20 protein-coding genes and 1 riboswitch are annotated in these 21,591 nt (G+C 43.2%); of the genes, 8 read left to right on the top strand and 12 right to left on the bottom strand.

Annotated features, from left to right (window positions below):
- Window positions 1-25 precede the first annotated feature (25 nt).
- The gene (locus A7D23_RS04955) at window positions 26-283 is read right to left on the bottom strand and encodes a hypothetical protein (protein WP_019225394.1); all 258 of its coding nucleotides are present in this window, start codon (window positions 281-283) and stop codon (window positions 26-28) included.
- Window positions 284-684: 401 nt separating this feature from the next.
- Between A7D23_RS04955 and A7D23_RS04960 the strand changes: the two genes are divergently transcribed.
- Window positions 685-2,175 (top strand): FMN-binding glutamate synthase family protein, encoded by a 1,491-nt coding sequence (locus tag A7D23_RS04960; RefSeq protein ID WP_019225395.1) that lies wholly within the window; start codon window positions 685-687, stop codon window positions 2,173-2,175.
- Window positions 2,176-2,180: 5 nt separating this feature from the next.
- On the opposite strand, the gene A7D23_RS15995 is transcribed toward A7D23_RS04960, so the two are convergent.
- The 3 genes from A7D23_RS15995 to A7D23_RS04970 all read right to left on the bottom strand — a co-directional run bounded on the left by A7D23_RS15995 (window position 2,181) and on the right by A7D23_RS04970 (window position 4,388).
- Entirely contained in the window at window positions 2,181-2,354 is a 174-nt protein-coding gene (locus tag A7D23_RS15995; RefSeq protein ID WP_019225396.1) for a hypothetical protein, read from the bottom strand.
- Window positions 2,355-2,370: 16 nt separating this feature from the next.
- Window positions 2,371-3,225 (bottom strand): hypothetical protein, encoded by an 855-nt coding sequence (locus A7D23_RS04965; RefSeq protein ID WP_019225397.1) that lies wholly within the window; start codon window positions 3,223-3,225, stop codon window positions 2,371-2,373.
- Between the two features lie 209 nt (window positions 3,226-3,434).
- Entirely contained in the window at window positions 3,435-4,388 is a 954-nt protein-coding gene (locus tag A7D23_RS04970) for a tetrahydromethanopterin S-methyltransferase subunit H (RefSeq protein ID WP_019225398.1), read from the bottom strand.
- A gap of 160 nt (window positions 4,389-4,548) precedes the next feature.
- Window positions 4,549-4,725: riboswitch (cobalamin riboswitch) on the top strand.
- Between the two features lie 103 nt (window positions 4,726-4,828).
- Between A7D23_RS04970 and cobT the strand changes: the two genes are divergently transcribed.
- The gene (gene cobT, locus A7D23_RS04975) at window positions 4,829-5,947 is read left to right on the top strand and encodes a nicotinate-nucleotide--dimethylbenzimidazole phosphoribosyltransferase (RefSeq protein WP_019225400.1); all 1,119 of its coding nucleotides are present in this window, start codon (window positions 4,829-4,831) and stop codon (window positions 5,945-5,947) included.
- Between the two features lie 94 nt (window positions 5,948-6,041).
- Here cobT and A7D23_RS04980 read toward each other — a convergent pair whose 3' ends face one another.
- Window positions 6,042-6,506 (bottom strand): accessory gene regulator B family protein, encoded by a 465-nt coding sequence (locus A7D23_RS04980; protein ID WP_019225401.1) that lies wholly within the window; start codon window positions 6,504-6,506, stop codon window positions 6,042-6,044.
- Between the two features lie 231 nt (window positions 6,507-6,737).
- Entirely contained in the window at window positions 6,738-7,214 is a 477-nt protein-coding gene (locus A7D23_RS04985; RefSeq protein ID WP_019225402.1) for a hypothetical protein, read from the bottom strand.
- A gap of 316 nt (window positions 7,215-7,530) precedes the next feature.
- Between A7D23_RS04985 and motA the strand changes: the two genes are divergently transcribed.
- The 3 genes from motA (at window position 7,531) to A7D23_RS05000 (ending at window position 10,782) form a co-directional block, all read left to right on the top strand.
- Window positions 7,531-8,331, top strand: coding sequence for a flagellar motor stator protein MotA (gene motA / locus A7D23_RS04990; protein ID WP_025205682.1), 801 nt, complete (start codon window positions 7,531-7,533; stop codon window positions 8,329-8,331).
- A 2-nt stretch (window positions 8,332-8,333) separates the two neighbouring features.
- Window positions 8,334-9,062 (top strand): flagellar motor protein MotB, encoded by a 729-nt coding sequence (locus A7D23_RS04995; RefSeq protein ID WP_019225403.1) that lies wholly within the window; start codon window positions 8,334-8,336, stop codon window positions 9,060-9,062.
- Between the two features lie 169 nt (window positions 9,063-9,231).
- The gene (locus A7D23_RS05000; protein ID WP_025205683.1) at window positions 9,232-10,782 is read left to right on the top strand and encodes a diguanylate cyclase; all 1,551 of its coding nucleotides are present in this window, start codon (window positions 9,232-9,234) and stop codon (window positions 10,780-10,782) included.
- On the opposite strand, the gene A7D23_RS05005 is transcribed toward A7D23_RS05000, so the two are convergent.
- From A7D23_RS05005 to A7D23_RS05015, 3 genes are all read right to left on the bottom strand, one after another.
- Window positions 10,779-11,639, bottom strand: a complete 861-nt coding sequence (locus tag A7D23_RS05005) for an NYN domain-containing protein (protein WP_019225405.1) — start codon at window positions 11,637-11,639, stop codon at window positions 10,779-10,781. The two genes, A7D23_RS05000 and A7D23_RS05005, sit on opposite strands and share 4 nt — an antisense overlap.
- A gap of 31 nt (window positions 11,640-11,670) precedes the next feature.
- Entirely contained in the window at window positions 11,671-13,737 is a 2,067-nt protein-coding gene (locus A7D23_RS05010; RefSeq protein WP_019225406.1) for a DNA topoisomerase III, read from the bottom strand.
- Between the two features lie 78 nt (window positions 13,738-13,815).
- A complete protein-coding gene (locus tag A7D23_RS05015) occupies window positions 13,816-16,194 on the bottom strand; it encodes a type IA DNA topoisomerase (protein ID WP_019225407.1) in 2,379 nt (792 codons plus the stop codon).
- A 244-nt stretch (window positions 16,195-16,438) separates the two neighbouring features.
- Between A7D23_RS05015 and A7D23_RS05020 the strand changes: the two genes are divergently transcribed.
- Together A7D23_RS05020 and A7D23_RS05025 are read left to right on the top strand one after the other, a co-directional pair.
- Complete coding sequence (locus tag A7D23_RS05020; protein ID WP_026071840.1) at window positions 16,439-17,170, top strand: hypothetical protein; 732 nt, start codon at window positions 16,439-16,441, stop codon at window positions 17,168-17,170.
- Window positions 17,160-17,525: a spore germination protein GerW family protein gene (locus A7D23_RS05025; RefSeq protein ID WP_019225409.1), complete on the top strand. Its 366-nt coding sequence runs from the start codon at window positions 17,160-17,162 to the stop codon at window positions 17,523-17,525. The genes A7D23_RS05020 and A7D23_RS05025 overlap by 11 nt, the downstream gene beginning before the upstream one ends.
- A 134-nt stretch (window positions 17,526-17,659) precedes the next feature.
- On the opposite strand, the gene A7D23_RS05030 is transcribed toward A7D23_RS05025, so the two are convergent.
- From A7D23_RS05030 to A7D23_RS05040, 3 genes are all read right to left on the bottom strand, one after another.
- Window positions 17,660-18,565 carry a chemotaxis protein gene (locus tag A7D23_RS05030; protein ID WP_019225410.1) on the bottom strand — a complete coding sequence of 302 codons (906 nt, stop codon included), beginning with the start codon at window positions 18,563-18,565 and terminating at the stop codon, window positions 17,660-17,662.
- Between the two features lie 141 nt (window positions 18,566-18,706).
- Window positions 18,707-20,152 carry a DEAD/DEAH box helicase gene (locus A7D23_RS05035; protein ID WP_019225411.1) on the bottom strand — a complete coding sequence of 482 codons (1,446 nt, stop codon included), beginning with the start codon at window positions 20,150-20,152 and terminating at the stop codon, window positions 18,707-18,709.
- Window positions 20,153-20,502: 350 nt separating this feature from the next.
- Window positions 20,503-20,733 carry a hypothetical protein gene (locus tag A7D23_RS05040; RefSeq protein ID WP_019225412.1) on the bottom strand — a complete coding sequence of 77 codons (231 nt, stop codon included), beginning with the start codon at window positions 20,731-20,733 and terminating at the stop codon, window positions 20,503-20,505.
- Window positions 20,734-20,942: 209 nt separating this feature from the next.
- Between A7D23_RS05040 and A7D23_RS05045 the strand changes: the two genes are divergently transcribed.
- Window positions 20,943-21,578 carry an HDOD domain-containing protein gene (locus A7D23_RS05045; protein WP_019225413.1) on the top strand — a complete coding sequence of 212 codons (636 nt, stop codon included), beginning with the start codon at window positions 20,943-20,945 and terminating at the stop codon, window positions 21,576-21,578.
- Window positions 21,579-21,591 lie beyond the last annotated feature (13 nt).

Consider the following 21,591-nt stretch of genomic DNA (forward strand, 5'->3'; position numbering starts at 1 on the left):
GTTTTTATACGGTGCTATTTTTCGGTTATGGTACTTTGGGGTAGGTCTCAGATGCGTTATTCAAAGCCTGAAGTGCTTGTTCTTCAGGCATATTTCCAATTATGGCAGCACATTTGTTACACAGTATTTTTCCTTTACCTTGAAAAGCACTAATACTTCTTTCATCACTGCAAGCGTTACGGAATATCGGCACATTACAGAATTCACATCGTTGAAATTCAGCATCCTGATGACCTTTAAGATAACCTTGAGCATTACTGCGTCTTAATTTTTGATGTCTCATTTTTTTCACTTCCACAAAAAAGTTAATGTTATTTTGTCCAAAATCCAAGTTCTTGAATAAGGGAAAAGAAAAAGGGTTCGGAATCGAACCTCTTAGTTTTACTTTATTAATCTAAACTCATTATAACATAAAAATGTTTTCTTTACTATAACAGCCGAGCTTGCATCAATCAACCATTCTAGCATGGACACGGGTATTATTAGGTATTTATCTATTTCTTACCGAAACCAAAAGAGAAATAAAAGGCAGCCTTTGGTTATGGTATGTTATGGATATCTAGAGGTGGCAAATAATAAAAGGTATCTTTTTAAAATTTAGGATAAGAATAATACTGTTCATTAAAAATAATAAAAAGGTATTCGAACTCTTCGAATTAAGCATTACACGTGAGGTGATATTACATGAATAAAGATTCGGGAGATTTCAGTTTTTCTTTTAAGGCTCTCGGCTCCATTGCAGCCATTTTAACAGCTGGTTACGCCATAGGACATCACAAAGAACAAAAGTCCCTAAAAATCCGCCGCTCAAGAAATCGAAAAATAATGCTGGCATCTTTACCGCTAGCTTTATTAACTACCGGACCACTAACGCGTAAGTTAATTCAAAAAAATGTAGCAAAAGCAATTACTATTTTAACAACAGATGAATACGGTAAAAACGTCATGGAGCTATGGACTGCCATTCATCGGGCCGGTGTTCAAAACATTGTTGAAAACAACTTAAGGGCAACACAAGGGACAACGATTAACAGGCCAATTGGCAGTTCAAAAAGGTTTGACGGGTTCGATAACCTTATGTTTGTTCCACCTCAAATGACGATGCTCTCTAAATCAGGCGATACCGCAGTTGACATGAAAGTGACACTGGGCCCTAAGGCAACCAAGCCTCTTACGGTCAATATACCTCTTCTTATTTCTGGAATGGCTTATGGAATCGCTCTAAGCGAGCCAGCAAAAATAGCTTTAGCCAGAGGAGCAAAACTAGCAGGGACAGCTACAAACTCCGGTGAAGGCCCCTATCTGAAAGAAGAACGCGATGAAGCGGATAAATATATTCTGCAAATTGCCAATTGGCCATGGGGATTACGCACGGATCAAGAGATTGCCTCTGCGGACATGCTGGAAGTACATATTTCGCAAGGAGGGCAGAAAGGCGTCTTCTATGTAGCTCCGGATGAAATTAAAGGCAAAGCACGTAAACTTATGGGCTTATCCCCCAATCAAGGGATATCGGGTCTACCTGCTCCTCCCGGTGTACAAAGTGCCGCAGATTGGCCCATACTGGTCAATAACCTGCGTAATAAAGCGAATGGAATACCTATTGCTCTGAAATTGATGTCCACAGACAAAATTGAAGAAGATTTAGGTTTAGCTGTAGATGCAGGGTTTGATGTCATTGCCGTCGACGGAACGCAAGGCGGATCGCTTGTTTCCAACCCCACGATGCAGGATGACTTTGGAATTCCCAGTCTCCATGCGTTAGTTCGCGCGGTCCGTTACTTACAAAACCGCGGAGTTCGAGAGCAGATAAGTCTGATTGTCTCTGGCGGCTACTTTAATCCCGGAAGCTGTTTAAAAGCACTTGCGCTTGGTGCCGATGCTATTTATCTGGGTACCGTCCCCTTATATGCCTTAGCCAACAAGCAGCATCAAAAAGTAATCCCCTGGGAACCTCCTACAGTCCTTGTTAGCTATGCATCGAAATATAACAAAAAGCTAAACATAAACTTAAGCGCTGAAAGAGTATCCAATGTCTTACGTTCTATGGCTGTTGAAATGGAACAAGCCATTCGTGGCTTGGGGAAAGCTTCTGTTAAAGAGCTAAGCCCTAGCGACTTAGTGGCGCTTGATACGTTCTCTGCTGAATTAGCAGGGGTAAAAAGAGCATATTAGTTTAATTATAAACCTAGAATTTGCTTGAATTCTTCTTTTAACTGTTTCTTAAACTGTAGATTCGGCTTCACGGTTACCTTATTTTCGCGCAATTGAGGCAGAATCTTGAGGAACCCGTAGTATTCTTTTTCAGCTGTTTCAATAATTTCCTTTACCTTATAAGATTTTCGCATATTCATCAATCCCCTCCCCCTCTTAAATATCTCGTTCACGATTAATTACCAATTCCTCATAGGCTTCGTTGTTATGACAGATGTTGTTCCAGATACTATCGATGATCATAGCATCGACCTGCTGAAACAGATACTTTTCGCTTTGAACGTAGATGATGGCGCATATCTCACTTCTAAAGAATAAGGGAACAGCCATAATTGATGCGTCGTCGCTGATCCTAAAGTCCTTATTAATAATCGATTCCTGAGCCAGCTCCTTTAATGTGGCTCTATTCACAATCGGTACATTATTATATGAGGCAATCTCTTCAGATACAATCAGATAATTGCAGTGTGTCTTTCTAATAGTATATAGTTTAAATTGGATATTGATTACCTTTGTTATACTTTTAATAAAATATGGATCCGTAATTTCTTTTCCAATGTTTTTAATATCTTCAATCATTTCCATTATCGATGCGTTATTTAAGATTCTTAATATCCCCATCAAGGCAACACTGATTTCATTCAGCATGGCATTTTTAATAACAGCAGACTCAGACAATATAGCCTCCATGCTAAGCTCTCCATAAGGTGTTTTAATGCCAATTGTTTTAAAACTTATAAACGGCAGCTTAATCATTAATAACCATAATAAAATATATAAGACGATTCTTATCGCTTGAAATACGGGTGCTTGAAGAATTTGGGCAAAAACACCTAAATGATCTATATTTATCCCTACAGGATTACTTAGAAATAACTCCTCACAGAAATAAAGGCCAATGAATATTGCGATCAGTGCGATGAATATCCCCCATATTTGTCTGGCATTTAGCCGTTTTAGCTGATAAAGTGTTTTAGACAAAAACATTTCAAATATGTCTTTTATAATCAAATTATTGCCCTCACTTTTATCCGATTACAACATCGGTACCAATATATGGTAAAGTATAGTCAAAAATAACTCCTTGTGAAAAAGTAGAAATAATTTCTAATATATAAATATATAAACAGCTCCTTCCAGGCAGTATCCTCAACAGGATCCACTTCAGAAAGGAGCTGTTTGTCCCATACATTCATTTACAAAATTACGACAATTGTTTTTTATTTCGTTTTATCGAATTCTACCAGTTTCTGTGCGAAATCATAAAAATATTTATTCAACGGATGAGTAGGATTAGCCGGCAGCTCCTGGCTTTCGTCATAAGCCAAAGTTGAAACTATCATCGAAGCTGCCGCTACAGCAGGCAGTACGCTTGGAGCCGCTTTGATCGGACCATAAAATAAGAAATCGCTCCACAGGACGGCCGATACTGCATGCACTGCAGCATTCATGGCGGAAAAGCCTTCCCCACCCCACATCTCCCGACTTTCTTTCCACATATACGTCCCATTAGCAGGAGCTGATCCAACCGGCCAACCGGTTTCCGCTTTGATTTGTTTGCCTGCCAGGGATGAAAAAGAAATGGACGGAAGATTCATTACTGTCGTATCGATTAAGACCGAGGCAAAATCTTTCGCTCCAATGGCTTTCAGCATTTCACGGCATGCCTGTACCCTGCCGGAAGGAGTCTGGTTCGTTTCATCGAATACTTGCAGGACCACGTGTTTGATTTTCAATTCTTTTAATGCCGCTGCCTGGCCGATGCTGTCTTTATCCCAGGGTGTAATGCTGTTATATAGAATTTTGTCCTGAATACCAAGACTGGCAGCATATTCTGCCGCGTCAAGACGCGCTTTTTCGCCCCAAATGTCTATAGCAAAAGGGCGGTTGCTGATTGTAAGATAAAAATCAATATATTCCTTCATTTCATCTGCGGAAACCGCTGTCAAAGCTACTATGGCAGGTATCCCTGTCTGATCGGACAGCTCTTCCTGCCTGAGAATGTATGAACGGGCTTTTTCACGGTCAAATTTCCTGTCACGGCGGCTTTCCAGAATACGGTCTCCGTTATGAAACATTGAAGATATAAGCAGAGGCGGATTATCTCCAGCTTGGCCACCGACAATCATGTCACAGATGCGGCAAACTTTTGGTGTTAAGTCATATTTAAACATTTCTTCTCCCATATCTGTTTGGATGATTTAGCAAATCGTATTATACCATATATCATTAAAAATAACCATTAATTAACAGTAATTGCCAAATTGAGTGAGTATTTTGAATTAATTAGACTTGACTTTATTGATGATTTTCGTTATCTTAATAGAAGTTAAATATATTTATATAATCTTAGGTGCCCCACTAAGGGAGAATAGGAAAATCGGTAATAATCCGATACGGACCCACCACTGTATAGACGAGTCCCCGCTGATCCACTGGCGTATGCTGGGAAGGTGCGTTCAGGACGTTTGAGTCTGAGTCAGGAGGCCTGCCTAAGAGGTAAAAGTCTTTCCTGGGTAATGGAAAGCGGCGGTGATGACGGCAAAATCCCGACCACAAGAAAATTTGTGGCGGGGTTTTATTTATTTTTAAATATTTTATTGGAGGTTTTTAAATGAGCAGTCTTACAAAATTTCATGGTTTGGAAAATTTAAAAAATGCGACTGGGCAGGAACTTGAAATTGCCTTGCAAGAACTGATGGGCGGAATCAAAGCGCTCGATCAGGAAGCCTTGGCAGGCATGCAAAGCCGTGTAGATGCGAAAATTAAGCCCCTCGGAAGCTTAGGTGTCTTAGAGGATATTGCACAACAGCTCGCAGGCATATTTGGCACCACGCATCCAAAAATCAATAAAAAAGCAGTCCTTCTTATGGCCGGAGATCATGGTGTTGTCGTCGAAGGCGTCAGTGCTGCACCTCAGGAAATCACGAAACAAATGTTCTATAGTTACCTGAATGGCGGTGCCGGCATTAATGTCCTCGCCCGGAATGCCGGAGCAGATGTTATCAGTACGGACATCGGCATTGCCACCCCATTGGACGCTCCTGAGCTTATGGCCTACCGGGTTAAAAACGGAACAGACAATATGGCGAAAGGACCGGCAATGACCCGTCAAGAGGCCATGCTTGCAATACTGACAGGTGCAAGAATTGCGGCCAATGCGATTGACTCTGGTGTTAATCTGTTAGCAACAGGTGAAGTCGGTATTGGCAATACAACGCCGAGCGCTGCCTTGATCTCTGTGTTTACCGGTCACTCTGTTGAGGATGTTACCGGCCGCGGAACTGGCTTAAAAGATGATGCCCTGATTAATAAGCAAACCGTGATTAAATGCGCAATCGAAATTAATCAGTGTAATCCTGACGCTCCAATCGATACCCTGGCCAAAATTGGCGGACTCGAAATTGCTGCGCTCGTTGGAGCAATCCTCGAAGCTTCCTATCAGCATGTACCAATTATTCTCGACGGCATCATTTCATCTGCTGCAGCAATCACTGCAGCAAAACTGGCACCCCTGTCCACTTCCTATATGATTGCTTCTCATAGTTCAGAAGAGCTTGGACAGCATCTAGCTCTTCATCAGCTTGGGCTCAAACCCAGACTTGACTTCCATATGAGACTTGGAGAAGGCACAGGTGCCGCTCTGATGTTCCCGATGGTCGAGGCAGCCCTTAAAATCGCTGATGAAATGGCCACATTTGAACAAGCTGCAGTTACCACTGGAGACTTCTAAAATCTGCAAAGAAAGATGAAAAAGACATGTGCGAAATAATCCGTGCATGTCTTTTTTGCATAATCATCGATAACGGAAACTCTTGATAGTTTAATTAGATCCCAATCTTTTGCATCAGCTTGTCACTTGCTAATACAAAATTCTTGCCGATAGCTGTCTGCATAAACGCCTGAAAAAAAATTCCGATGTTTGCAGGGATAAGGATCACTTCGATCAATGGATATACGTTAATTTGAGATGCGATCCATCTGGCAGCCAATGACAACCCGGTAAAGAAAGCCATGGAAAAAACCAGACAGCGCCGGTAGCTGGAACAATGAGAACCGCCGGTAAATACCCGTAAAGCCAAAGCGGAAAATATTATCACGAGCGTATACACAATGGTACCGAATATTGCAGATACCCCTACGGTTAGAATTAATTCGATTATTACTCCAAGAAGCAAGGCTAAACCATATTCTATTTTCGCTTTATGGACAGCGTCCATTTCTTCACCTTTTACCATACGATTTGTCAAATGATGTGCAACACCCTCGAAATCAAACAATTGTTCACCCATCCTCCAGTCCGTGTTTAGGAAAATCGTTTAGGAAAATGATCCAAGATCAATTACCTTTCTGTGGATAATGTAGAAAATATAACCATACAAGATATATAATTCTATATATCTTTGGTATTTCCTGCTAAATTGTTTGTTGGAATTACATAATAGTCCTATATGAAATGCGCATATAAAAAACGCCTCGTATTTTTTACGTGGCGTTAATCTTCGATATTATGCTATTTATTATTACACACCTTGGTTTTGCTCAAGATTATATTTGAAATCTGCGACACGTTGGACATAACTATCTGGATCAGCTGAGCCGCCGTCTTCCATCTGCTTTTGACAGCCTTCAAGGCCGTAGTGATTAGACAACAGCATCAGATCAAAGACGAACTCATCGGCATAGCCCCGAGCCGCCCAGTAATTCCTGTAGTATGCCAACTTTTCAATCTCTGATTTTGCGGTGTCAATGGTGATATTATCAATTCCTTCTGCCTGATAAACTGCTAAAACCAACGCATACGATAAATTGTTTTGCTCACAAAGACTCCGGATCGCGCCCTGCGGGTCTTCCGGCAGGATGCCCTGACCTGCTGGGATCTCCTGAACGGTAGCAGACTTACCTTCTGCTTGTTGAATGGAATGAGCACAAACGGATATAAGGATAACGAGAGGGATGATAACGGATAAACTACGAATAAAACCTCTTCTCATAAACATGATGCCCACACCTTCCCATATATTTATTTCCTGGATACCTCAATCCCCTTTCGCGAAATACAATAAAGTTCTTCATTCACCGTTCATATATTCTTATATATATTCTCTCCATAATATATTGTTTTTAATAGAAAAATAGTTTTGCTATCATATTTTTAAGGATATTTTTTAATTAGACGCATTTTGTCGTGGTGATCTGATAACTGGTTTATTAAAAATTTTAATTAATTATCTGGTTAAAGAATCCGCATAATGTTACAATATTTTTATCCTTCGCAGATTATTTGTAGATAAAAATTTGATAAAGGGTGTAAGAATGGACATTTTTTTAATTATTGGAATCGTTGTAGGTGCTCTTGCCGTAGTCGTAGGCATGATTGTCAAAGGAGCCAATGTAGCTGTGCTATTGAATCCAGCTGCGGCCATTATTATTCTGATCGGGACAACTGCAGCCGTGATGAACTCATTTCCAAAAAAAGAATTCTTGAACATTCCAAAAGTATTAGGTGCCCTTTTTCGAGAAAAACAACCGTATGATGCGGTGTCGTTGATTGAACTTATCACCGATATGGCGATGACAGCCCGTAAAGACGGTTTATTGTCCCTCGAACAGACGATTATGGAAATTGAAGACCGTTATTTGCAAAAAGGGCTAAGCCTGGTAGTTGACGGATTGGAGCATGACTATATTCAAGAGATCATGGAAATGGAAATTGATAATATGGAGGATCGTCACCGTGCCAATGCCTCGATATTTTCTGCGGCAGGCAGCTATGCTCCGACGTTGGGAGTATTAGGCGCAGTCGTAGGACTAATCGGAGCGCTCGGCAATTTAAATGATACGGAAAAACTTGGTCATATGATCGCCGCCGCATTCGTTGCGACATTGTTTGGTATTTTTCTCGGCTATGTTGTCTGTCACCCGATCGCTTCCCGCTTAAAAAGAAAATCAGCTGCCGAAACTAAGAATATGCGCATTATCGTTGAAGGGGTTCTGGCCCTTCAGGCCGGAGAGAACCCCAGCAGTATTAAAGTAAGATTGACTGGCATGCTCGATCCGAAAGAAAGAAAAATCCTAGAGGAAAAAGAAAAAAATAAACAAGGCAGCGGTGAATAAGGATGTCCAAGAAAAAGCAACACCATGAAGAACATGTTGATGAATCCTGGCTGCTGCCTTATTCCGACCTGCTGACGCTTCTGCTTGCGCTTTTTATCGTTATGTTTGCCATTAGTCAAGTTGATAAAGTAAAACTGCAGCAGTTGAGCGAGTCTTTCAAAGAAATCTTCGCAGGCGGGGCCAGCTTTTTAGAAAAGGAAAGCGACCAAGTGGTAGAACTTGAACCATCCAGTTCTGAGAATGATTCTGCTTCTGCTCTTGAACAGGATAAGATGGCGGATATAAAGAAACAGCTCGAAAAGGAAATCTATGAAAGCGGTTATTATAATAACGTCAAAGTAAATCTGGATAAGGAAGGTTTGCAGATCGTTATTCAAGATGTGATGCTGTTTGCGTCGGGTGACGCGGAAATCCTTGATGCGTTCTCCCCTCTCCTTCTGCAGATCGGGAAAATGTTAAATGATATGGACAATGATATAAAAGTCGTAGGCCACACGGACGACCGGCCCATCCATACTGAGAAGTTTCGTTCCAACTGGGAATTAAGCGCGATTCGCGCGATCAACGTCATGAATTTCCTGGTTGATCAGGGTGGAATGAATCCTGAAAGATTTTCAGTCCAGGGTTACGGGCAGTACTCCCCTATTTCCGATAATACGATTGAGGAAGGCCGGGCAGAAAACAGGCGCGTCGAGATCTTCCTTCTTCGTAAGTACCCTGTTGCAGAATAAGAAACTTGGTCTAAGAAAACATGATTATTGAAAAAACACGATTGCATTCAGACAATCGTGTTTTTTAATATATTCAGGAAAATTAAAATCTACTTGACAGTAGTATAATGTTGAAATATCCTGAAAATAGTCGAATCGTTACATCCAGGTGAGAGCGCAGGTGAGATTTATGATGGCCATGTCTTATATATCAATGATTGTCGCGTATACTTTTGTCTTATTTGGTCTCTACATTTTAAAATTGAATCATAAGGAAACCTTAAACAGATTGTCAGCCTCTCTGAATTTCTGTTTTGCATACTGGTCGTTCATTTATTCATTCCTTTATCTAGCCCCAAGTCCCGAGAGTGCTTTATTCTGGCATCGGATCGCGGCTATTGGTTGGGTGATGTTCTGTCCGCTGGCTACTCACTTTTTCCTGGTTCTATCGGAAAAAACAAAAAATATTCATGGTATCCACTGGTATATCCCCTTGTATGGCCTGCCGACAATTTTACTGTTAAAAACACTGTTGACAAATGAATCGCTGGTGGCGAAAGTCTTTGTTCAGAGTACAAGTGGCCTGGGCTGGACGTATGAACTCAATACGGGCTCAGTCTGGTTCTGGCTGTATTGGCTTATGCTTGTCGTTTACATCGGAGTTTCACTTTTTTTCACCTTAAGATGGGGCAAAAACAGTCAAAGACCGAGGTTCATTAAACAAGCCAAAAGTATTTCGATTCTGGCGGGCGTCATGATGCTGATCGGGATCGGCACTGATTTTATCCTCCCTTTGATCACTCCGTTTATTCCGCCTTTATTTCATTTTTTCTCGATCTTCTGGGGATTTGGCGGCATCTTTATGATCAGAAGGTATAAACTGATGGATGTGAATATAGCGGTGACTCCAGACATTATTTTGGAAACAGTGATGGATCCGATCGTTCTGCTTGATAATAAAGGAATTATCCGTAAATGCAACCAGGCCACATTTGACCTGCTGAAATATGATGCCAGTGAAATGCTCGGCCGGAGATTCTCAGATTTTTTTAAAGCCCAAAAGTATAACCTGCAAAGAACAGATTTTTTGTTCAAAAACAAGTTTTTGCGCAATATTGAGTTTGATATGGTTGATTCGACGGGTAAAGTTATCAGCATTATAGCATCATTCTCTGTGGCCGAAACCGAGCTTGACGGAATTGTCGGCGTTGTTGGCAATCTTCATGATATTACAGGATACAAAGCTATGTCCAAAGAACTGGAAAAGATGGCCAATTACGATAAACTGACCAATCTTCCGAACCGCAGGATGTTCTACAATAAATTGGAGAAGGCCATTGAGAAATACCATAAGCATGATCAGCAATTTGCGTTGGTATTTATTGATTTAGATGGGTTTAAGGTCATTAATGATACCTTTGGCCACGACATCGGTGACCAAATGCTGATGAAGGTTTCGTCGCTCCTGGCCGGGGTGGTCAGACGGCAGGATGTGATAGCGCGTCTGGGCGGCGATGAATTTGTTCTATTGTTTTCCAGATTGCAGGATATGACAGAGCTTGACGGAATTATGCAGAGAATGCAGGAAAAACTTGTCAAACCCATCATGATAAACAATAAGATTTGCAGGGTTGGAATGTCGTTTGGGATTAGTATATGTCCGGAGGATGGAATGACCCCTGACGAACTTTTGAAAACAGCTGATCTACGCATGTATCGGGAGAAAAAATATTCAAGTTAACGTTTGATGGACTTCATGCGGGAGCGGACATTCGGTTTAACGCGATAGTCTTCAGGAGACACGATTGCTTCGGGCGTTCGTGTTTTTTTATTGCCTGTTTCAGCCTCAGCTTTGTTACGGATATATTTATGGCTGATGTTGGGATTGCTGGTTCTGCGGGATTGAATCTCAAATTGTTTTAAGGAAGCAATCAGCGGTGTCAGCTTAACGTGGCCGTAGTTTCTGGTATCAAAATCAGGATAGCGCTTATTCAGCTTGATGCCGACTTCACCTAAAAATGCCCAGCCATCTTCATCGGAACTTTCAGTGACGATAATTTTGATTGCTTCAATAAGTTCATCAATGCTGGCCATTCCTTCCTGAGGTGTCCCCTGCACCCGCGTTTTAACCTGTTCGTTTGTCTCATAGGGACTTGCCGGAATGACACCTAGAACCTCAAGGTATTTGAACTTTTCACAGGCAGCGATAAACGGCTGCGGCGTTTTCTTCTCGCCCATACCCATTACATACATGCCGGCTTCCCTGAGTCTGGAGGCTAGTTTGGTAAAATCACTGTCGCTGGAGACGATGCAAAAGCCATCAACGCTTTTGGAATATAAAATGTCCATCGCATCAATGATCAAGGCAGCGTCGGTAGCATTCTTTCCTGTTGTGTAGCTGTATTGCTGTATCGGTGTGATCGAATAGTTTAGAAGCACTGTTTTCCAGGATGCGAGGTTCGGCTTTGTCCAGTCTCCGTAGATCCGTTTATAGGTTGGGGTGCCATGATTCGCAATTTCATCGAAGATGTATTTGATATATTTTTCTGAGACATTGTCTGCGTCAATTAGCACGGCAATCTTTTTATCATTTTCCATATGCATTCTCCTATTCTTTCCTTTTTATTTATTAATCTTTGTTCTGTTTATTCAGAGCCTCTTTAAGCAAATCACCAAGATTACTGCCAATATTTTGCTGGTCACTGTATTGGGCAATCAGTTTTTGGTTAACCTGGCTTGCTCTCTTGGAACTGGTAAAGCCGGTGTCCCGTTCTTTTTCCGGCTGACGGTGGCCGCAGGCCCGGTCCTGACAAACCAGCATTTTGCCGCGTTTACCGTTGACCAGCAGCATGTATTTTTTGCAGACCGGACACCTGGTTTTCGTCATATTGTCAGCATGGTATGTGGCGCTGTCCGAGGCGACACTGTGAACCAGTTCACTGGCTTTAGTCCTGATCCCTTTAATGAATTCAGTCTTGCTTCCGTTCCCTTTAGCAATGTCTGTTAAAGCTTGTTCCCACTGGGCAGTCAGCTCAGGACTCCGAAGCTCAGGAGCCACAAGGCTGATCAGCTGACGGCCTTTGGATGTAGGCACCAATTCTTTCCCGCTGCGTTCAATATAACTGGTATGCAGCAGTTTTTCAATAATTTCCGCTCTTGTAGCCGGAGTACCGAGACCGCTCCCCTTCATCGTTTCCCGGAGCTCCTCATCTTCAATGAATTTCCCCGGATTTTCCATTGCAGTGAGTAGGGTGGCTTCTGTATAGCGTGCCGGTGGTTTCGTCTTCCCTTTTTGGGGCTTCAGGTTTTTTAGCATCCGTTCCTCGCTCTGCTCCAGTTTCCCGAGCGTTTGTTCAGGCAAAGCATCCTCCCTGCTTTCTTCTGATTCCGTCTGATGGGAAGTGATAGAGCGCCAGCCCTGGTCTTTCATCACTTTTCCCGTTGCATAAAACATTTCGCCATTAATACCGGCAATAACCGTCAGTTGGTCATAGCGGTACGGCGGAGAGAGGACGGCCAGAAAACGTCGTACGATCAGGTCATACAAAGATTTTTCATCATGGGTCAGATCCCCGAGCTTCAAAGGCTGCTCAGTCGGAATAATCGCATGATGATCCGTTACTTTACTGTCGTCCACCAGTCGTTTCGTCGGCTTGTAAGGCTGTGCCAACAGCTTTTTGGCCGTTTCGGCATAAGGCCCTGCAGCCAGACCTTTGAGCCTGGACGGCAGAGTCGGTACAATATCGGCGGAGAGATAGCGCGAATCTGTACGCGGGTAGGTAACCAGTTTATGCCGTTCGTATAAATTCTGCAGCGTACTGGAAGTTTTCTGGGCGGAAAAGCTTAGTTTGCGATTCGCATCACGCTGCAGTTCAGTAAGGTCATAAGCCAGTGGGGCTGGTTCGCTTTTACTCTCGCGCTTGACCTGCATAATTCTTGCAGATTGCTTCTCCAGCTTGCCCAGCAGGGCTTCAACCTGCTGGTAATCATAAATCCGGCTGCCGTCTTTGCCACGCCAGTCAGCAAAAAAGTCGCCGAAGTCCGCTCGGATTGTCCAGTAATCAACGGGAACAAACTTTCTGATCTCATCCTCCCGCTGAACGATCATGGCAAGTGTTGGGGTCTGTACTCTTCCTGAATTCAGCTGGGCATTATACTTACAGGTTAAAGCCCTGGTCACATTCAGGCCGATCAGCCAATCCGCTTCGGCTCTGCAAACAGCGGCATCGTAAAGATCATTATATTCGGGTCCGGGCTTTAATCTCGCGAAGCCTTCCAGGATGGCGGCATCGGTCTGGGAAGAAATCCAGAGACGTTTGAAAGGTTTCTTCCAGTTGCTCAGTCTCATGATCCAGCGCGCGACCAGTTCGCCCTCTCGTCCGGCATCGGTGGCTATAATTAGTTCGTTGATATCGTTTCGTTTCATCAGTTTGCTTACCGTCTGATATTGCTGGGAAGTCTGACGGATCACCTTGAGCTTTAACTGTTCCGGAAGCATTGGCAGATCTTCCATTCGCCATTCTTTATATTTCTGGTCATAATCCTCCGGTTCTGCTAACGTGACCAGGTGTCCCAAAGCCCAAGTAACGACGTATTGTGGCCCTTCGATAAAACCCTTGTTTTTGATATTGCATTTAAGAACCCGGGCAATTTCCCGGGCCACACTCGGCTTTTCAGCCAGAACCAACGATTTCATGCATATTCCTCCGGTTTAAGATCCTATGTATCATTATAGCATAATTGTATAAGGATTTTTTTATAAAGAAACGGCCTGTCAATCATGATTAAACGCGAATTTAAGTTTTCCATTAGCGGCATCCTCCCAGACCAGACAGGCGTTGAAAGATTTCCCGCTTTTGGATTTGAATCCTTTGATCAAGGGTGTTTTACCTTTCTTCAGCAGGCTTTTCATCTGGGCCTGGCTAAGTGTCTTACCGCAAATCGGTGTTTTCCAGACCACAAATCCACAGCCGCTTTTCCAGTTGGAGCAGCCGTAACCTTTATTGCCTTCAATGACACCTTCCCCGCACCGCGGACAGGGCCCCAGTTTTTCAGGTCCGCTTTCCCGGGCTGCCGAAGAACCATTTTCTTCTTTGGCGCCCTTTGTTTTTTTAGCCGACTTGTCTGTTTGATCTGATTGATCTTCCGAAGATGTGTGAACTTTCTTGGAAGATTTCGCAGATTCGGCAGATCTGGCTGACCTGGCCGGAGCCTGGGCCAACGGCGTTTTGCCATATTTTTGTTCATAGGCCCGAAGTTCATTAATGATTCGTATCACCGCTTCTTCGACCTCAGACATGTATTTTTCCAGCGCCAGTTCGCCTTTTTCAACCTGCGCCAGGTCATATTCCAGCTGACCGGTCATTTCAGCGCTGATCAGCAGGGCGGCATGCGGAAGCCTGTTTTGAATTAATGAAATCAGCTGGGTTCCCTTTTCTGTCGGCCGCAGCGTTTTTTGCTCCTGTCTGATATAGCCACGCTGAAGCAGATTTTCAATGATCGCAGGCCGGGTAGCCACTGTCCCGAGGCCCTTCCCTTTCAGCTGCTGGCGCAGAACATCGTCTTCAATTTGTTTGCCCGCACTCTCCATCGCTTTAAGCAGGTCTCCCTGGGTAAAACGTTTCGGGGGTTTGGTACTCTTTTCGTCGATCCGGACTTCGGTCGTCTGAACAGAGTCACCCTGACTGACCGCCGGAAGTTCTGTGTTCTCTTCTTGCTGGTTCTCGCGATTCTTATTTTTTCTCCTGGTCTTTCCTGTTGTTCCGCTGCTTTCAGCCTGAGGATCCTGAGCGTCTTCGAAATCATAGACCATTTTCCAGCCTGAGCTGAGCAGAATCCTGCCTTTGGAGCGAAAATGTTCCTGGGCCGCTTCCGTAACGATTTCCGTCTGCTGATACCAGGCAGGAGGAAACCAGACAGCCAGAAAACGCCGTGCGATCAGGTCAAAAAGTTGACGTTCGGCTTCCGGCAGCTTATTCAAATGAACAGTTTCTGTCGTTGGAATGATCGCATGGTGAGCCGTAATTGTGTTGATGACCCGTTTGTTTTGAGGCACACTATAGGTCATTGCTTCATCTACATTTTCCTGATAAGGCTCCTGACGCAGGGCTTTCAAATGGGCTGGCAGCTTTGGAATCATATCCGCGGGTAAATAAGCACAATCCGTACGTGGGTAGGTAATGGCCTTTTTATCATAAAGAGACTGGGCTAGTTCCAGGACCTTTTCGGCACTAAATCCGAATCGTCTGGAAGCTGTGACAGTCAGGCTTGTCAAATCGAAAAGCAAGGGCGGAGCTTCGGAAACCTTTTTTTGTTCAGCCCGGATGATTTTCCCTGGCTGCCCCTGTGTTCTCGCAGCAATGTGTTCGGCAGTTTCCCTGTCGGTCAGGCGTCTGTTTTCCTGAGCCGGATCAAACCAGCGTCCGGTGTATTGTCCCTGCTCCGCAGAGAAGGCTGCACTGATTTCAAAATAGGTTTCAGCAACAAATTGCTCAATTTCCCACTCTCTGCGGACAATCAGCGCCAATGTCGGGGTTTGTACTCTGCCGATGGAAACCACATTCGGCTTTTTGCGGACTGTATCGAAGCTGCCAAATAAAGAGGTGAAGCCTTCGGTCAGATTCATCCCAAAGTCCCAGTCCGCAAAGGCTCTGCCGTTGCCTGCGGCTGACAGACCTTCCACGGCCTGACCCGGTCTTAACTGATTCATGCCTTCCAAGATAGCCTCTCGCGTCAGCGAAGAAATCCAGAGCCGGGAGAGCGGTTTTGTACATCCCACCAAATCCCAGACTTCCTGAAAGAGAAGCTGCCCTTCCCTGTCGGCGTCCGTTCCGCAAATAACCTGTGTGATTTCAGAAGATTTCAGCCATTTTTGTAAAACTTGAAATTGTTGGCGCGTTTGGGATTTGATTGTACGCCGAAACGAATCGACAGCTGGCAGAACGGGCAGACGTTTCAGACTCCAGCGTTTCCCGACGTGTTCCAGATCCATATAGCCTTCCGGCCTTTCCAGCTCCAGAAGATGACCGATACACCAGGTTATCACATACTGGTCATTTTCGAGCCAGCCTTGTCCTTTACCTTTTACCCCCAGGGCTGCAGCATATTCCCGGGCCTGAGCCGGTTTTTCAGCAATAATCAGTATTCTTTCCATAGGATCTTCTTTCCATATAATTTTTTTTGCATGTGAATCTTACAGACATCAAGTACCATGTTAGCTCTAAAATGCATGTAACATTGAAAAAAAGTTTAGCTTAATTTTCCATAATACTCAGTATAGCATAAAATTAACCGGTACTTTGAGATAAAGAATGTCAACTTTTCTGTTGAAAGCTGAAACTTTTTATTATTTCATGTGTATTAATAAGTGTGAATATGAAAAGGGATGGTCAGGTGCTATGTTCTTGTTAACAATCCTTGGCTATATGTTGCTGGGTCTCGTGATGATTCTGGCAGCTATGATCTTTATACCTTACCATTATCAGGCTGCTGCAGAGAATCTTGGCCATTCTCAAATGAAGGGGTCCGTTTCCTGGCTCTTTGGCGGAATCAGGATGGAGTTTGTCAAATATCCTAAACGTAAGGCTGAAACGACGTTGATGATTCTGGGTCTGACTAAAAAATTCCAGGAACGGCCAGACTCTAAGAAAGAAGATCAACAGAAGTCCGGAACAGCGTCCAAGAACAATGCCAAAAAAGATCTGCACGCTGATTCTGTGAAAGACTTAATATCTTCCAAAAAAAAACATCAAAATGAATTTGGTATTCGTCAATTCCTGCGGACCGATGTTTTGAAAAAAATCCTGGCATCCCTGAGGAAAATCGCCAGGCATATCCTGCCGGATCAGCTGATCGTAAACGTCAAAATAGGCTTTTCTGATCCAATGTATACCGGTTTCCTGTTGGTACTGCTGACTCAGGGATACCTTTGGTATGACAGATTTGATATTGCTGTCGAACTTGTATTTGGTCAGGAAATGCTGGAAGGAAGGTTTTTCATTGGCGGAAGGATCTGGCTGCCCTATCTGCTCTCTGTAATCATCGGGCTTCTGGTCACGAAACCAATTCGCAATATCATGTTAACGAACTTAAAAATCAAATTTAAAGGAGGATCCCCCTATGTCGGATAGTTTTAACATTGGCGAAAATATCACCAACATCTTTGAAAAACTGGAAAGCTTTCTGAAGACCAAGACCGTCGTCGGCGAACCTATGCAGGTCGGAGAAATCATTCTTGTTCCATTCATCGATTTTACATTTGGTCTGGGTACGAGCGGCGGAAGCGGCATTGAACAGAAAAACAACCAAGGCTTGGGTGGCGGTGCCTGTAGTGGCGGCCGTATTTCGCCAACAGCAGTTCTGGTTATCAGAGGCGATCAGGTCGAACTGCTGCCAATTGAAAAATCAGGAGGGCTCGAAAAACTAATCGATATGGTTCCCGAGATCGTGAATAAAGTCAAAGATCAAAAATGCAGTGAAGAATAAATCATATGTCTAATATTTAGTGGTGCTTCCCGGCGGACGAAAAGTTCACCAGGAAGCACCACTTCTAATTTAAATCATGCGTGTTCATTCTATTAATGGAATGTAATCATTCCGTAGACATGCATCTTTTGTTGTTAAGAAAGCAGTATTTTATCAACTAACACGATCAATTGTTCGATTTCTGGCTTCGTGATTTGGGCATAGGCGCCGAGCGACTGCCCTTTCCTTTTTAGCTCTTCACTGATCATCGAGGAGAAGATAATGACGGGCAGCTCTTTAAGTTTGTCATCCTCTTTTATTTTTTTGATCAGATGATGACCATCCATTTGGGGCATTTCAATGTCTGTAATGACCAGCTGCACTTTATCCTCGATCGAACTGCCGTCAGCAATCATTTTGTTCAGACTATCCCATGCTTCCAGACCATTATCGTTGGGAATCACATGATAACCTGCAGCGCTAAGTGTTCTGATTAGTAGTTCCCGAAGAACGCGGGAATCCTCTGCGATTAATATTGTTTTTGTCTTTCTGAGGCCGTCCATTTCTTCAGCTACCGCGGGTATCGTTGATAATCTTTTGTTCATGGTCGGATCAATCTCAGAAATAATCTTTTCGAAATCGATCAGAACGATGATTTTTTCTTCCAGCTTAACGACACCGACTGCAAAGTCCGAACCGGCAATATCCGACAAAGGTTCCATCTGGGTCCAGGATACGCGGTAGATCCTCGTGACTTCATCAACTCTGAAGCTGATCATTTCACCATTGATTTCACAAACAATGATCTGCTGGTTATCTGTGACCTGCTTAACGCCGGTTAGGCATCGCGTCAGATCAACAAGCGGAATGATCTTATTCCGTAAAGTAAATAGTCCCTCTATATATGGATGTGAACCTACCAGGTGTGTCACCTTGACATTGTTGATAATTTCCCTTACTTTGGCGACGTTAATCCCATAGAATTTCCCGTCTACGGTAAACTCGATAATTTCAAACTCATTGGTTCCGGATTCCAGCAAAATTCCTTTATCATCCTGCATCGTCTGTCTCCTCTTCCCTGGAGTATTTATATCTTGTATTTTCGCTAAAGAAGCTCCAAAATCCTTCAGAATTCGTCTTTTCTACAATTAATTATTTCGGTTTATTTCAATAAATACAGTTTTATTATGACATTTGAGCATTCAGCGATTCACTTTTCTTACTTTCCGCAGTTTACCTTTGAGCGGCGTTGTTTGCAAGGCTTCAAGGACAAGTGACCCTTTAAAGTTCAGGATTTCCACATAACTCAATTCATCCAAAATATTGATAATCCCGATGTCAGCCGCAGTCATACCCGCAATATTCGTCAGTGCGCCCACAATATCCGCCGGCCGGATCTTGGATTTCTTTCCGGCATTGATCTGGAGCTTCATGATTTCCAAATTGATCCGGGTGCCTTTCATGGCTTTATTATCCGGCAAAACGGTTATTTTCTCCTGAAAGACGGCTTCGGCATTGCGGACAGTATCCTGAGAAGGTCTTTGTTTCAGTGGGATCTCCTGTCCAACATATTTCTGTATATCCTGCAGGTAAATGTCATCTTCTTTGGTAACAAAAGAGATTGCTTTGCCGTTTTTATTCAAACGCCCTGTTCTGCCAATCCGGTGTACATAGCTTTCCTTTTCCTGCGGCAGATCAAAGTTAATGACGAGTGAAATATCTTCGATATCAATCCCCCGGGCTGCCACATCTGTTGCAATCAGGTACCGAAAATAACCCCGTTTAAAATCATCCATGACACTCAGGCGGTGCCCTTGTTCCATACCGCCATGAATTTTGGCGCAGGGATAATCGAGCAATTTCAATTCCGCATAGACCTCATCCACCTGATGTTTGGTATTGCAGAAAATCAGACAGCTATCGGGATTCTCAGTGACTGAAAGATCTTTAAGAAGCTTTATTTTATCCTGTCTGGCAATGAGGTATCTTTCCTGGGAGATTCTTTCCGCAGCGGATGTTTCTTCTTGCGTTTCTACATAGACTGGCTCGCGCAAATAATGATCACACAGTGTTCTGACATCAGAAGGCATCGTGGCCGACAGCAGGGCTGTTACGCGGTCGGCAGACAAGCTGCCAAGGATGGTTTCCGTCTGTTCCAGAAAGCCCATATTCATCAGTTCATCCGCTTCGTCAATAACCAGGTATTTGATACAAGAAGTATCCAGCGTCCCTTTCTGAAAATGATCGATCAGCCGGCCAGGCGTTCCCACCACAATATGCGTTTTTTGCTTCAGCTCTTTCTCCTGATAATAGAAAGGAGATTTGCCGTATACCGCAGCAATTTTTAGTCTTTTAAAACGGCCGATATGAAACAGATCCTCTTTGACCTGGATGGCCAGTTCTCTCGTTGGCGTGATGATCAGGGCCTGGGGTTTATTTTCTTCCCAATCCACCATCTGGCAAAGCGGAATAGCAAAAGCGGCCGTCTTGCCGCTGCCGGTCTGAGATTTAACAATCACATCTTTTTGCGCCAGAAACAATGGGATGACCTGTTTCTGGACGTTCGTAGGCTTGTCATAGTTCAGCAGCTGAAGGGCTTTTAATATTTCCGGACTTAACGGATATTGGTCAAAAGAAACCTGGTGCATGCGGTCATCTCTTTCTTTATCAGGAGTATGTATAAAAGGAATATTATAAATTTTTTAGATTTACTCGGGCTCGTCAACGTAATGGATGGCCGCTTTCGGTCGTTGTGTCATCCTGACACAAAATCCCGCGCTTCGCAATCCATGCTCCGCTTGACGCTGTCCATCCATTACGTTGACTTAGTCTGGAGTTAGTAAGTTGTTTTTTATTCTATTTAGTATTATTTCTGCAGATCAGGAATCAATTCCTTTATTCTTTCAAGTACCTTATTAACGTTAAATGCACAGCAGCAAGCTAAACAAATACGACCCCCTTGCAGAAAGGAGGCCGTAGTCCGCGCCATGGATTTAAATTACATATTTGCAGCAAGCGCATGAAAGGACAGATCATCTGATCTTTCAGCGATATGGTTCAAAACCTTGATAATGGTTGCAGGGGAAGATGTCTGTTTGACAACTTTATACTCTCTGGAGGTTTCACCATATATATTTTCAAGGACGACGAGTACATCTTTTTTGACGGCCGCAAATTGATCCGCTTCAAAAGCCTTCGCCAGCTTTTTAAGTTCATGACAAAAACGCATAAAAAAAACACCTCCTTCTCACATGCTCCAATACTTCAGGGAGTGTTACTTCAATATTTCAGAATTCAGTAAAACAATGATGTAAATGAAATCTTGATGTCCGTAAAAATACTCCGAAATGTATTATATAGAAGGAATAACGATGTGTCAACCATCTTTTACGGCAGCATACACTTGATCTTCAGCGCAAGCTGATAAAGCAATATCACATGAAAGTGAGGTTTGTCGCTGAGAAAATTGAAACGCGGGAAGAATTTCAGCGCGCTTATGAAATGGGATATGATTATTTTCAAGGTTATTTTTTCAGCAAACCTTCGATCATTAATTCTAAAGAGATTGTATCACTGAACAGCAATATATTGAAAATCATTCAGGAACTCAAAATGCCTGAACCGAACTATACGGTGATTGGCAATATTGTTCAAAGTGATCTCGGCCTGACCTATAAAATTTTTAAACTTGCCAACTCCACATATCTTGGGACAAAAAATAAAATCAATTCTATCCCACAGGCGCTCGCCCACCTTGGCTTAAAAGAACTGTACCGCTGGAGCTCAATCATCATGCTGAAAGATCTGCAAAATATCGAAAACGCGGAACTGATCAAATTGTCACTTATCCGAGGAAAACTAATGGAACTTTTAGCTTCAGAACTGGGAGATAAAACGAGCAGTTCTGAATTCTTTTTTACTGGGATGTTTTCTTCCATTGACATTCTGCTGAACAAAAGCATGGAGCAGGTGCTCCATGGCCTTTCCCTACCGGATCATGTAAAACTGGCCTTGCTCGGCCAGGATAATAAACAACGGCGCTTATTGGATTTCATCATTGACTTTGAAAAGTGAAGTCGTATCATTG

Source organism: Dehalobacter sp. TeCB1 (assembly GCF_001707455.1).
In the GTDB taxonomy this organism is placed as follows: domain Bacteria; phylum Bacillota; class Desulfitobacteriia; order Desulfitobacteriales; family Syntrophobotulaceae; genus Dehalobacter; species Dehalobacter restrictus.

Coding starts and splice junctions, on each gene's coding strand:
- A7D23_RS05000 (WP_025205683.1), top strand. CDS start 9,232: ATGATGGCCATGTCTTATATATCAATGATTGTCGCGTATACTTTTGTC.
- A7D23_RS05005 (WP_019225405.1), bottom strand. CDS start 11,639: ATGGAAAATGATAAAAAGATTGCCGTGCTAATTGACGCAGACAATGTC.
- A7D23_RS04980 (WP_019225401.1), bottom strand. CDS start 6,506: ATGGGTGAACAATTGTTTGATTTCGAGGGTGTTGCACATCATTTGACA.
- A7D23_RS05015 (WP_019225407.1), bottom strand. CDS start 16,194: ATGGAAAGAATACTGATTATTGCTGAAAAACCGGCTCAGGCCCGGGAA.
- A7D23_RS04970 (WP_019225398.1), bottom strand. CDS start 4,388: ATGTTTAAATATGACTTAACACCAAAAGTTTGCCGCATCTGTGACATG.
- A7D23_RS05030 (WP_019225410.1), bottom strand. CDS start 18,565: ATGCAGGATGATAAAGGAATTTTGCTGGAATCCGGAACCAATGAGTTT.
- A7D23_RS05025 (WP_019225409.1), top strand. CDS start 17,160: ATGTCGGATAGTTTTAACATTGGCGAAAATATCACCAACATCTTTGAA.
- A7D23_RS05020 (WP_026071840.1), top strand. CDS start 16,439: ATGTTCTTGTTAACAATCCTTGGCTATATGTTGCTGGGTCTCGTGATG.
- A7D23_RS05040 (WP_019225412.1), bottom strand. CDS start 20,733: ATGCGTTTTTGTCATGAACTTAAAAAGCTGGCGAAGGCTTTTGAAGCG.
- cobT (WP_019225400.1), top strand. CDS start 4,829: ATGAGCAGTCTTACAAAATTTCATGGTTTGGAAAATTTAAAAAATGCG.
- A7D23_RS04985 (WP_019225402.1), bottom strand. CDS start 7,214: ATGTTTATGAGAAGAGGTTTTATTCGTAGTTTATCCGTTATCATCCCT.
- A7D23_RS05045 (WP_019225413.1), top strand. CDS start 20,943: ATGAAAGTGAGGTTTGTCGCTGAGAAAATTGAAACGCGGGAAGAATTT.
- A7D23_RS04955 (WP_019225394.1), bottom strand. CDS start 283: ATGAGACATCAAAAATTAAGACGCAGTAATGCTCAAGGTTATCTTAAA.
- A7D23_RS05010 (WP_019225406.1), bottom strand. CDS start 13,737: ATGAAATCGTTGGTTCTGGCTGAAAAGCCGAGTGTGGCCCGGGAAATT.
- A7D23_RS05035 (WP_019225411.1), bottom strand. CDS start 20,152: ATGCACCAGGTTTCTTTTGACCAATATCCGTTAAGTCCGGAAATATTA.
- A7D23_RS04960 (WP_019225395.1), top strand. CDS start 685: ATGAATAAAGATTCGGGAGATTTCAGTTTTTCTTTTAAGGCTCTCGGC.
- motA (WP_025205682.1), top strand. CDS start 7,531: ATGGACATTTTTTTAATTATTGGAATCGTTGTAGGTGCTCTTGCCGTA.
- A7D23_RS04995 (WP_019225403.1), top strand. CDS start 8,334: ATGTCCAAGAAAAAGCAACACCATGAAGAACATGTTGATGAATCCTGG.
- A7D23_RS15995 (WP_019225396.1), bottom strand. CDS start 2,354: ATGAATATGCGAAAATCTTATAAGGTAAAGGAAATTATTGAAACAGCT.